Here is a 12217-nt window from a genome sequence, read left to right on the forward strand (position 1 = left end):
GATCGGATCTTGCATGCTCAATATCATCGGCACCATTTTTTCCGGCGCCATCATCGGCGTACTGGCGCGGTTCTTCTTTCCCGGCGCGGTCGACATGGGGCTGCTGGCGACAATCCTGCTGGGAATTGGCGGCTCGGTCCTTGCCGGCTGGCTTGCGCATCGCGGACAACCGGGCTTCAACCGCGCCGGTTGCCTGGCTTCGGTACTCGGCGCCATGGGGCTGATCCTGATCGGCCGCCTGCTGTTTTGATGACCATATCCTCGACAAAGATAAGCATCAGATCAGGCTGAACCCCGCGCCGGTCATGCTACGGCACCAAGATGGTGTCGCGTGCAATTTCGTTCAGCAGGGGGTAATCGGCATTGAAGTGCAGCCCCCGGCTCTCCTTCCGACGGCGTGCGCTGCGCACGATCAGGTCCGCTGTCTGCAACAGGTTACGCAATTCGATCAGATCCTGCGAGACATGGAAATTGCCGTAATATTCCTGCACCTCGCCCGTCAGCAGACGGATCCGGTTGGCCGCCCGTTCCATCCGCTTGTCAGTGCGCACGATGCCCACATAGTTCCACATGAAGCGCCGGATCTCGGTCCAGTTCTGTTTGATGACGACCTCTTCATCCGCAGCGCTGACCCGGCTTTCGTCCCAGGGATGAACGGGCGGTGGCGGCGCCATGTCTTCCAATCTGGCCAGAATGGCGCGTGCCGCAGCATCTCCGAACACGAAGCATTCCAGCAGCGAGTTGGAAGCCAGCCGGTTGGCGCCATGCAAGCCGGTGTCGGAACATTCGCCAATGGCATACAGCCCCGGCAGGTCTGCCCGGCCGGCAAGGTCAACCCGCACACCACCGCAGGTATAGTGCTGTGCAGGAACCACCGGGATCGGCTCCCTTGTCATGTCAATGCCAAGCGCGAGCAGACGCTCGCAGATAGTCGGAAAATGTTCCTGCACGAACGACGGCGGCCGATGGCTGATGTCGAGATGCACGTAATCAAGGCCAAGTCGCTTGATCTCATGGTCGATGGCGCGGGCCACGACATCACGGGGTGCAAGCTCCAGCCGGTCGTCGAAATCGGGCATGAAGCGCCGTCCGGCTTCGGCGCCTGCATCGGGCGGCAGGGTCAGGATGCCGCCTTCGCCGCGTACTGCCTCTGTAATCAGGAAATTCTTGACCTCGGTATTGTAAAGGCAGGTCGGGTGAAACTGCATGAATTCCATGTTGGAAATGCGGCAGCCTGCCCGCCAGGCCATGGCGATGCCGTCGCCTGTCGCACCACGCGGCGCCGTGCTGAACTGGTAGGTTCGCCCTGCCCCGCCGGTGGCCAGAATGGTCGCGCGCGCGGTCAGCGCCTGTACCCGACCGGTTGTCGAAGAGTCCGATGCGGTGTCCAGCGCATAGACACCCCAGATCTTCTGCCCACCCTCCGGGCTGATACGATGCCGATCCCCGATAAGATCGATCGCCACCATCCCCGATCGCAGAGTGATGTTGGGATTGGCGCGCGCAGCGTTCAGCAAGGCGCTCTGAATAGCCCAGCCGGTCGCATCATCGACGTGCACGATCCGACGATGCGAATGGCCGCCCTCGCGGGTCAGGTGCAATTGGGTGCCGTCGCTGTTGAAGGGCACGCCAAGCCGGCTCAGCCGCTCGATCGCCTGCGGCGCCTGCTCGACGACAAACTCGACCGTCTTCTGCCGGTTGAGATCGGCTCCGGCTGTCATGGTGTCTTCTATGTGGTCGGCAAAGGTATCGCCTGCATCCAGCACCGCAGCGATCCCGCCCTGCGCCCATGCAGTCGAGCCAGCGTCAAGAGCCCCTTTGGCCAGCACCAGCACCCGCGCCCGTTCGGCAAGCACCAGCGCAGCGGTGAGCCCAGCCGCCCCTGAACCCACGATGATGACGTCATAATCCACAGCTGGCCTGCTCATGCAAAAGGCAGCGCCGGGTAAACGAAACGGGCTGTCGTCATGGGCTGGATGATCCTCGTGCTGCGGCAACGGCGCACCTGCTCCGGGCAAGCTGATCCGCTCCTGCCATGCTGCGGTGCTCTTTGCAAAGGCAAGCGCATCACCGGCCTTGTAGTCAAGCCAGATGACAGGCGCATTGCGTGATCGGAACATCCTGCTGCATGATCTACAAGCGCTGCAAGACCGTCTGCAGGCGCATCCGCCAGGCAGCCATGCAATTTGTCACTCACCTGCATCCGGGTCCGCATCAGGCGAAGATGTCGTGCTCCTTGGAGTTCCTGATCGGGTTGGGCACCGGCAATTGCCCTCCTTCGACGTCGCGATCGGCTTCCGGCTCATCATCAACGAGATCGCTGTTCATATTCAAGCCAAACGGGTTGATGCTGCCGGGGTTCATGAGCCGGGCCATCATGGTGATCGGCCACATCCACATCTCCATCCAGGCAGCCAGCACCGGCATGTCCGCATCGTTCGGAATGCGGGTGTTCGAGCTATCATCGGGCATGAGTGTTCTCCACTGTAGGACATCCTCACCATATCACGGATCGTGCAGGATTGACACAAATCTACCGCCATCCCGTCGCGGCGTGCATGGTAAAGGAACTTGCTACATGGCCGCGCAGTTCACGCCTGTGTACCAAAGCCAGGCCGGCTCAAGTGTGGGTGAGACAGTTCACCAGAGCGACGCGTTCCCTTGCGCGCATCATTCCCACTCGATCGTGCCCGGCGGCTTGGACGTGTAATCGTAAACCACGCGGTTGATACCCGCGACTTCATTGACGATGCGTGTCGCCGTCGCGGTCAGGAAGCCGCTGTCGAATGGATAGACGTCCGCTGTCATTCCATCTGTACTGGTCACTGCGCGCAGAGCGCACACATTATCATAGGTGCGGCTGTCGCCCATCACGCCAACCGTACGCACCGGCAGGAGCACGGCGAATGCCTGCCAGATAGCATCGTACAGACCGGCTTTGCGGATCTCGTCGAGATAGATCGCATCTGCCTTGCGCAAGATATCGCAACGTTCGCGTGTGACCTCGCCTGGTATGCGGATCGCAAGTCCCGGCCCCGGAAACGGATGGCGGCCGACGAACACCTCGGGCAGACCAAGTTCGCGGCCAAGCGCGCGCACCTCGTCCTTGAACAGCTCGCGCAAGGGCTCGACCAGTTGCATGTCCATGCGTTCGGGCAAACCGCCGACATTATGGTGGCTCTTGATCGTCACCCCCGTGCCGCCGGTAAGCGAAACGCTCTCGATCACATCGGGATAAAGCGTGCCCTGCGCCAGGAAATCGGCGCCGCCGGAGCGTTTTGCCTCATCCTCGAAAACATCGATGAACGTCTTGCCGATGAACTTGCGCTTGGCTTCGGGATCAATGACGCCCTTGAGGCCATTCATGAACAGCACCGATGCATCGCGATGCACCAGAGGGATATTATAATGGCCCCGGAACAGCGAAACGACCTGGTCTGCTTCGCCGCTGCGCAGCAATCCGTGATCGACAAAGACACATGTCAGCTGATCGCCGATCGCCTCGTGGATCAGCACTGCTGCCACGGCAGAATCCACTCCGCCTGACAAGCCGCAGATCACTTTTGCATCGCCAACCTGATCGCGAATCTCGGCAATCTTGGTGCGGCGAAACTCAGCCATGGTCCAGTCGCCCGCGCAGCCGCACACATGGCGCACGAAATTTGCAATCAGCCGTCCTCCGTCAGGTGTGTGGACGACTTCTGGATGGAACTGCACCCCGTAGAAACAGCGCTCCTCGTCGGCAATTACCGCAAAGGGCGCGCCATCGCTGATTGCAACAATTTCAAAGCCGGAGGCAAAGCGGGTTACCTTGTCCCCGTGGCTCATCCACACCTGATGACGTTCGCCAACCTGCCACAACCCATCAAACAGGCGGCACTGCTGTGTTACGGTCAGAAAGGCGCGGCCAAATTCACCACCTTCACCGGTTTCGCGCCCGGACCGGACCTCTCCGCCCAGTTGTTGCGTCATGACCTGCTGACCGTAGCAGATGCCGAGCACCGGAATGCCAGCGTCGAACAGCTCCTGAGGTGCGCGGGGGCTTCCTTCTCCCGGCACGCTGGCCGGACTGCCTGACAGGATCACGCCTTTGGGCCGCAGGTTGCGCAATGCGTCTGCCGCCCCGGTAAACGGCACGATCTGCGAATAAACACCTGCTTCACGCACCCGTCGGGCGATCAGCTGCGTCACCTGACTGCCAAAATCGACGATCAGAATGGTATCGCCGACGGTCGAATCTGTGATCTGTTGAGGCATGGCGGCGGAATACGAAGCGCCCCCCATTCTGTCCAGTGGCGGCAACAGCCCAGAACGTCGCTGCCCGTAGACGGTTGTTAAGCTCTTGTGAACGATTGCGAAAGTTGCACGCAAGATTGTTTCTTTCGCAATTGCACAAAGATGCTGCGTTCGCCATCTGATCTTCAAGGCCAAACGCCTGCCTGCCTCAGTTTCTGACCAGTCCCCTTTTCCGGCCCAGTCAGGCGCTGCCGCAGTCCGCAGACACGAACGGCGACCTTTCAAATCAGCATTCAGACGGGGTACAAACAATGCGCACTTTTGCCACACAACATGCAGGTCAGATTTTCGGTGTCGTAGCCGCTGCTTCGGCAAGCTGGTTTTTCTTTGCCGCTACCTTGGGCTGACCTGCCGACCAAGGGGTGCTGTCGCGCTCCTCTTGCACATTTCGAAATCCGGTAAAACCGTCGCCTTTGCTGGTGGCGGTTTTTGCCGTTTGCACTGTGTAGAGGCGGGCCGGCGGCGAGCTTGCATCCGTCTGTGGAAAACAGCCGCTTTTGCTTGGGGATCGAAGCATTGCGGCCTATATGAACAGGATGGTAGAAAACACGAATGCAGCGCCCGTGGGCGGATCGCCCGCGAACGAACCCAACCGTTCGGCTTATGGTGCAGAATCGATCAAGGTTCTGAAGGGTCTCGACGCTGTCCGCAAGCGTCCCGGCATGTATATCGGCGACACCGACGATGGGTCCGGTCTGCATCACATGGTTTTCGAAGTATCGGATAATGCCATCGACGAAGCTTTGGCCGGTCATTGTGACCGTGTGCTGATCACATTGAACCCCGACGGATCGGTATCAGTGGACGATAACGGCAGGGGTATTCCCACCGACATTCACCAGGAAGAAGGTGTCTCCGCCGCCGAAGTCATCATGACCCAACTGCATGCCGGCGGCAAGTTCGAGAACACGACCGATGACAACGCCTACAAGGTTTCAGGCGGCCTGCACGGGGTCGGTGTTTCGGTCGTCAATGCCCTGTCCGAAATGCTCGAACTGACCATCTGGCGCGACGGCAAGGAGCATTGGATGCGCTTTGAGCATGGCGATGTCGTGGCCCCGCTCAAGATCGTGGGCGATGCTCCGTTGAAAGCCGATGGCACGCCGCGCAAGGGTACGAAGGTAACTTTCAAAGCCAGCGAGAACACGTTCAAGAACGTGCTCGACTATGATTTCGAAAAGCTGGAGCACCGCTATCGTGAACTGGCCTTCCTCAATTCCGGCGTGCGGATCATCCTGCGCGATGAGCGGCACGAGGAGGCAAAGGAGCACGACCTGTTTTACGAAGGCGGTATTGCGGCGTTTGTAAAATATCTTGATCGCAACAAGCAGGCGCTGTTTGGCGAACCCATTGCCATCTCGGCCGACAAGGACGGCATCGGCATCGAGGTCGCACTGGAATGGAATGATTCCTACTACGAAAACGTGCTTTGCTTCACCAACAACATTCCGCAGCGTGATGGCGGCACGCATCTTGCCGCCTTCCGGGCTGCGCTCACCCGCACGCTGAACGGCTACGCCGATCGTTCGGGTTTGCTGAAAAAGGAAAAGGTCAGCCTGACCGGCGAAGACATGCGCGAAGGGCTGACCGCGATTGTTTCGGTCAAGCTGCCCGACCCCAAGTTCGGATCGCAAACCAAGGACAAGCTGGTGTCATCCGAAGTGCGGCAACCGCTTGAAAGCCTGATGGCCGACAAGATGAGCGAATGGCTGGAGGAAAACCCCGCCAACGCCAAGATCATCGTGCAAAAGATCATCGATGCCGCTGCCGCCCGTGAAGCCGCGAAGAAAGCGCGCGAACTCACCCGGCGCAAGGGAGCGATGGATATCGCCAGCCTGCCCGGCAAGCTGGCCGATTGTCAGGAACGCGACCCCAGCAAATGCGAATTGTTCCTGGTCGAAGGCGACTCCGCCGGCGGGTCCGCCAAGCAGGGACGCGACCGCAAGATCCAGGCGATACTGCCGCTGAAGGGCAAGATCCTCAATGTGGAGCGGGCGCGGTTCGACCGCATCATCTCCTCGCGCGAGGTCGGCACGTTGATTCAGGCGATGGGCACGGGTCTGCGCGACGAATTCAACCTTGAAAAGCTGCGCTACCATAAGATCGTCATCATGACTGACGCCGACGTCGATGGCGCGCATATCCGCACGCTGCTGCTGACCTTCTTTCAGCGGCAGATGCCCGACATCATCAAGGCCGGGCACCTCTACATCGCACAGCCACCGCTCTACAAGGTCGCCAAGGGCCGGTCCGAGGTTTACCTCAAGGACAATGACGCGCTCGATCGTTACCTCATCGATGCGGCGTTGAGCGGGCGCGTGCTGGAAACCGCTGGCGGCGCCCGTGGCGGAGCGGAACTAGCCGCGCTGGTCGAGCAGGCCCGCCGGTTCAGGAGCACGCTGGCCTTTGCGCCAAGTCGTTACGATCCGATCATCGTGGAGGCGCTCGCGCTGGCTGGCGCCTTGCAGCCCGATCTTGCGCCGGATGCCCGCAAGCTGGCGCTGGAAGCGACCGCTCGCTGGATGCAGCGGCTCGACCCCGAGGCGCGCTGGACTGCCCATGTCACAGCCGAAGGTTACGCAATCGAGCGCAGCTGGCGCGGCGTGACGGATCATCATGCAATCGACGGCAAGTTCCTCGACAGCGCCGAGGCACGCAAGCTGGCGAGCATCGCGGCGCCGCAATCCGGCATTTACGAGGATGGCGCACGGCTTGTGCGGACCGGCAGCGAAACCGACGGCGAGGCGGATCCGGCAGGAACTGCGCAGATCAACCGGCCGACGCAATTGCTCGATCAGGTGCTCGCCATCGGTCGCAAGGGGCTGTCCATCCAGCGCTACAAGGGTTTGGGCGAGATGAACGCCGAGCAATTGTGGGAAACCACGCTGGATCCTGACAATCGTGCGCTTCTCCAGGTGCGCGTCGAGGACGCCGATGTCACCGACGAGATCTTCACCCGCCTGATGGGTGATATTGTCGAACCACGGCGCGAATTCATTCAGGACAACGCTCTTAGCGTCGCCAATCTTGATGTCTGATGCGCAACCTTGATCCTGCCAAGCTGCACGCGGCAAGCTGAAAGCTTGCTGCACGAAAGCAGTACCTCAAACCTCGAGTGTTGTTTCTGCCGCAGCGATGATCAGTTCCAAAACGGAACATATCACAATCAATTTAGTATAAGCTCGGCCTTTATGTGAAGCTGAGCGCATGTTCACAGAAACGAGGTACGCGGCTTAAGCAGGGGTGGCAGATGAGATCGGTAAGCTGTTTGAACGTGCAGGCTGGTGATGCGTGTAACCATTGCTGCCAGCAACCCGCTGCTTTCCGTCATTCGATCCTGTACAACGCTGCCTCTTTGCTCATGTCGGCATCGCCATGGGTACCGGGTCATGGGTACGGGTATGATGCGTAGCTTGCATGCCGGTCCCGCTGTTGCGATGACGCCGACGCCCTCGATCGATCTTGATTATGCCGCTCCCGCTATCGAGGAGCGCACCGATGAGCAAATCCTCGTTGAGTTGATGGAGGCCGTGGCCCGCGAAGTAGCGGCCGATGCAATCAAGGTTTCGTGGCATCGCACGGGCGAGCGTGCAGAAACGCTGTTTGCCAGCGGCGGACATGCGCAGGGATCGGCGCCGCGCAAGGCCATGTCCATGCTGGCAGATGAACTGGCGCAGGATCCAGACAAGAGCAACGGGGTAACTGCAGTCACATGCCATCAATTGTCGGTTCGACTGTTCGCCACTGCAATTGCGCATGCAGATGGCATCTGCGTCATAACTTGTCTGTGTAACGGCAGGGATCCAGCTGCGTTCGAACAGAGCAACGAGGCATTTGTCCGTCTGCTGCCACTGGTGCAGCCGTTCTTCCGGCAGTGGGCCGCAACCCGGCGAATGAAAGCGCATATCGGCGGACTGACGGCAGCGGTCGAGCACAGCGACATTGCCACGATTATCGTGGCAGCCGATGCAACCCTGCTGTTTGCCAATGCTGCGGGAGAGCGGCTGCTTGAAGAAAGCGATGCCGTGAGCAGGCGCGGCAATCGTCTTGGCGGCAGAACGCTTGGCGAAACGCTGCGCCTGCAAGCTGCGGTCGAGCATGTTTGCGCGGCGGGTACCCACAGTCCGGGCGATGGCGACATTGTGCCGATCGTTGCGCTGCAACGCGGCAAACGCCGCCCGCTGACCGCAGCATTTGTCGCAGCAACAGATCCTGCTGCAGTTGCCGTCGTTTATCTTTTCGATCCCGAGCAGGACATGACCAGCCTCATCGAGCCTGCCTGCAATCTGTACCGGCTCTCGTGCAGCGAGACCAAGCTGGCCTGCTTCCTTGCCGACGGTTTTACGCTGACTGAAGCCGCCGACGCGCTCGGCGTGCGTGAACAGACAGCTCGCTCATACCTGAAGCAGATTTTCTTGAAGACCGAAACCAACCGGCAGGCGCAGCTGGTCTGGTTATTGCTGAAGAGCACGGTGCGGACCAGCACGGCCGCCCGCAAGCGGGTTTTCCGCCTCGATTGACCCGCCACCCCCCTCAAATGGGGGTAGATGATAGCGCGGGCTTGGGGGCTGACTCTGGTTAACATTAGGTTAAACAAGCAAGGGTGCCGGAAGCCGGTGCCGCCAGCATCGCCATCATCGATGGCAGCGCGGTGTGGGGACAGCCTAGAAGGAACACCAATCATGACCCGTAATCTTTTTCAATCCTGCTCCATGGCAGCATTGCTGCTGTCCATGCCCGCAGTAGCTTACGCCGATGATTATTCGGACGGTGCAAGCGATCCAGGCAGCAGCGTGAGTGCCGGACAGAATGGTGCCAACAACGGATCGAGCGCGCAGAGCGACGATTCGAACCAAGGCAACGACTATTCCACCGACTCCTCCCAGACCGATGCTTCACTGAATGTTGCAGACTCGGGCAACGACAATTCGCAGACCAATGCGTCGCTGAGCGTCGCAGACTCCGGCAACGACAATTCGCAGACCGATGCGTCGCTGAACGTCGCAGACTCCGGCAACGACAATTCGCAGACCGATGCGTCGCTGAACGTCGCGGACTCGGGCAACGACAACTCGCAGACCGATGCGTCGCTGAACGTCGCGGACTCGGGCAACGACAACTCGCAGACCGATGCTTCACTGAATGTTGCAGACTCGGGTAACGACAATTCGCAGACCGATGCTTCACTGAATGTTGCAGACTCGGGTAACGACAATTCGCAGACCGATGCATCCATTGCAGATTCGGGCAACTCCGATAGTTCGACGAACATTGCTGACTCGGGCAACGACAACTCGCAGACCGATGCGTCGGTGAGCGTCGCGGATTCGGGTAACGACAATTCGACAACTGATGCGTCAATCGCCGATGCCGGGAATGACTATTCCAACAATTCGACGAACATTGCCGATTCGGGTAACGACAACTCGCAAACCGATGCATCCATTGCGGATTCGGGCAACTCCGATAATTCGACGAACATCGCTGATTCGGGCAACGACAATTCGCAGACCGATGCTTCGCTGAGCGTCGCTGATTCGGGTAACTCCGATAATTCTACGAACATCGCTGACTCGGGCAACGACAATTCGCAGACCGATGCGTCCATTGCAGATTCGGGCAACGACAATTCGGACAATTCCACCAACATCGCGGATTCGGGCAATGACAGCTCGCAGACGATGAGAGCACAAGCCTATGCGGAATCGGGCGCGGCCAACAGTGGCGTGTTCGGCGATGGAGCACTGGTCGCCAGCGCAACCTTGTCGAGCTATGTCACCGGCATCAGCGTCTCTTATGGCGACTCCGATGATGATGGCGACAGCCAGCCGATCGACAACAGCCTGTCGAACGGCGGCAGTGCATTCCAGAACTTTGCCGGAATGCAGGCGCTTAACCAGAACACCGGAGCCGGTGCATCGCAGAACGCCAGCGTGAGCGTGGCAGTTTCTGCAGGTGACATCAGCCTCTGATGACCCACGGAGGCCGGCCCTGCTCGTTTATGGCCGGCCTCCCCCTTTTTTCCAGCACAGGGGCTTTTTCATGACCCGTTTGTCCAAGCTGTCCGCACTGACCCCGCTGGCGGTCATCCTGTCAGCAGCGACATTGCCTGTCATGGCGGCCGCTCCCTCCAGCGCGCATGCGCAGGAGAGCACTCTGCCTGCTGCGTCGACACTTCACTTTGGTGCTGCTGAGGCCGTTGCAGTCCGGAATGCGCATCATGCTGATGACACCTGGCAAATGCCCTTCGCCGCCGCCGCACTTGACGATGCAGCATTGCAGAAAGTTGCCGGGCGTGAGGATGTCAACCAGCTGGCACGTGCCGATCAGGTCGCCGGCGTTTCTCAGAACAGCGTTGGCGACAATGTGATAACCGGTGACGCCAAGATAGACGGCAACGCCTTCCAGAACATGTCCGGCTTTTCCATCCTGAACGTGAATACCGGCAACAATGTAGCCATCAATGCCGCTATGAACGTCAACGTTTCCATCAATCAGCAATGAAACCAGTTGCCATCGCATCTGTGGCAATGCTTCTTGGAGCATGTGCGCCCCAGGTTGCGAATGGCCCGCGCATGCTCGCGGCAGGCGCTCCGGTTGGCGACTACCGCCTCCCCGTCTCGTCGGTGCAGGATCAGCGGTTTGCAGGTGTTCTGCGCCAGAAATATGATTTCAGCTGCGGATCGGCCGCACTCGCGACGCTTCTTCGCTTCCATTATGGCTATGATGTCGCTGAGGAAAAAGCCTTTCGCGGCATGTGGGCCAGCGGCGATCGTGACCAGATCCGCGCCGTCGGGTTCTCTTTGCTCGACATGAAACGATGGTTGGCCAGCCGCGGCATTGCCGCCGACGGGTACCGGGTGCCGTTAGAGAAGGTCGCGGAAACCCGCATCCCCGGCATTGCGCTGATATCGCTCGATAATTACCGACATTTCGTCGTGGTAAAAGGTATCCGTGATGGCGAGGTGCTGATCGGCGACCCCTCGGCGGGCCTCACGGTGATGCCACAGGATGAGTTTGCTGATGCCTGGAACGGGATCTATTTCGTGCTGGCAGCAGACCAGGAGCTTGCACGCAGCAATTTCGGCTCGGAACAGCAATGGGCGCGCTTTGCCCGAGCACCGGTCGGCGGCGGCTTTTCCGATCCGCTCAGCCAGCAGGCTCTGCTTCTGACTGCGCCATTTTACGGAGACATCTCGTGAATTCGTTGCTCCTGATCGCAGCGCAGGCGTTGGCCACAGCTTCGCCGGTTTTTTCCGTGCCGGCCGAGCCGGACGGTGTGCTCGCGCAACAGCGTGGTGGCATACGGCTGCCCAGCGGCATCGATGCTGCGCTTACCGTGCAGACGCAAACTGCGCTCAACGGCGATATCGTCCTGCAGACCGTCGTCAAGATCGACAAGGGCGCTCCTGTATTCACCACCTATGTTCCCGGACCCGGCGAGAAGGTCCCTGGACAGCAGCTGCCGAACACGGCTGCCACAGGATCGCCGGCCATTGCCTTTGACGGCAAAGGCGGCTTCCAGATATCCGCAGGATCAGGAACGCTGCCAGTCACGGTGACAACCGGCGCTCCTGGTGCTGGAGCTGGCCTGCCCGCCGGGTTGCAGGCGGTCGACAGCGCCGGACCAGTCGCCACCGACAACGGGCTGGTTATGTCGCAGACCGGCAGCAACGGTCTTCAGAACGTGCAATTGTCAGGAAGCGATTTCACCATCATCCATTTTGGCGTCAACGCGTTTGGATCCGCCATTTTCAATACTGGCAGCGATCGGGTGATCGACACTGCAACAATCGTTTCCATCGATCTTGATAATGCCGGACCCGACGTGCTCGGCTCTGCCATGCTGCGGGTGGAGTCAGTCGCACTGGACGCGCTTGCCTCCCGCCTATAGGCCGTCATCACATCGTTTTGCAGGGGG

10 protein-coding genes are annotated in these 12217 nt (G+C 59.8%); 7 read left to right on the top strand and 3 right to left on the bottom strand.

The genetic code is table 11. The annotated features are described in order from the left end of the window. The first annotated feature begins 13 nt into the window (after window positions 1-13). The gene (locus RM533_RS05400; protein ID WP_311340196.1) at window positions 14-250 is read left to right on the top strand and encodes a GlsB/YeaQ/YmgE family stress response membrane protein; all 237 of its coding nucleotides are present in this window, start codon (window positions 14-16) and stop codon (window positions 248-250) included. A 58-nt stretch (window positions 251-308) separates the two neighbouring features. On the opposite strand, the gene nadB is transcribed toward RM533_RS05400, so the two are convergent. The 3 genes from nadB to guaA form a co-directional block, all read right to left on the bottom strand. Next, a complete protein-coding gene (nadB, locus tag RM533_RS05405; RefSeq protein WP_311340408.1) occupies window positions 309-1928 on the bottom strand; it encodes an L-aspartate oxidase in 1620 nt (539 codons plus the stop codon). A gap of 286 nt (window positions 1929-2214) precedes the next feature. Further along, on the bottom strand, window positions 2215-2472 hold the full coding sequence (locus RM533_RS05410; protein ID WP_311340197.1) for a hypothetical protein: 258 nt from the start codon (window positions 2470-2472) through the stop codon (window positions 2215-2217). 198 nt (window positions 2473-2670) lie between these two features. After that, window positions 2671-4257 carry a glutamine-hydrolyzing GMP synthase gene (guaA, locus tag RM533_RS05415; RefSeq protein WP_311340198.1) on the bottom strand — a complete coding sequence of 529 codons (1587 nt, stop codon included), beginning with the start codon at window positions 4255-4257 and terminating at the stop codon, window positions 2671-2673. Window positions 4258-4832: 575 nt separating this feature from the next. Between guaA and gyrB the strand changes: the two genes are divergently transcribed. The 6 genes from gyrB to RM533_RS05445 all read left to right on the top strand — a co-directional run bounded on the left by gyrB (window position 4833) and on the right by RM533_RS05445 (window position 12190). Further along, the gene (gene gyrB / locus RM533_RS05420) at window positions 4833-7334 is read left to right on the top strand and encodes a DNA topoisomerase (ATP-hydrolyzing) subunit B (RefSeq protein ID WP_311340409.1); all 2502 of its coding nucleotides are present in this window, start codon (window positions 4833-4835) and stop codon (window positions 7332-7334) included. Window positions 7335-7733: 399 nt separating this feature from the next. Then, window positions 7734-8816: a helix-turn-helix transcriptional regulator gene (locus RM533_RS05425; protein WP_311340199.1), complete on the top strand. Its 1083-nt coding sequence runs from the start codon at window positions 7734-7736 to the stop codon at window positions 8814-8816. Window positions 8817-8978: 162 nt separating this feature from the next. Beyond that, complete coding sequence (locus RM533_RS05430) at window positions 8979-10268, top strand: hypothetical protein (RefSeq protein WP_311340200.1); 1290 nt, start codon at window positions 8979-8981, stop codon at window positions 10266-10268. Between the two features lie 70 nt (window positions 10269-10338). Continuing rightward, window positions 10339-10800 carry a hypothetical protein gene (locus RM533_RS05435; RefSeq protein ID WP_311340201.1) on the top strand — a complete coding sequence of 154 codons (462 nt, stop codon included), beginning with the start codon at window positions 10339-10341 and terminating at the stop codon, window positions 10798-10800. A gap of 71 nt (window positions 10801-10871) precedes the next feature. Next, entirely contained in the window at window positions 10872-11498 is a 627-nt protein-coding gene (locus RM533_RS05440; protein ID WP_311340202.1) for a C39 family peptidase, read from the top strand. Continuing rightward, on the top strand, window positions 11495-12190 hold the full coding sequence (locus RM533_RS05445; protein WP_311340203.1) for a RodZ family helix-turn-helix domain-containing protein: 696 nt from the start codon (window positions 11495-11497) through the stop codon (window positions 12188-12190). Before RM533_RS05440 ends, RM533_RS05445 begins: the two co-directional genes overlap by 4 nt. Window positions 12191-12217 lie beyond the last annotated feature (27 nt).

It is taken from the genome of Croceicoccus esteveae (assembly GCF_031846435.1).
Classification (GTDB): Bacteria; Pseudomonadota; Alphaproteobacteria; order Sphingomonadales; family Sphingomonadaceae; genus Croceicoccus; species Croceicoccus esteveae.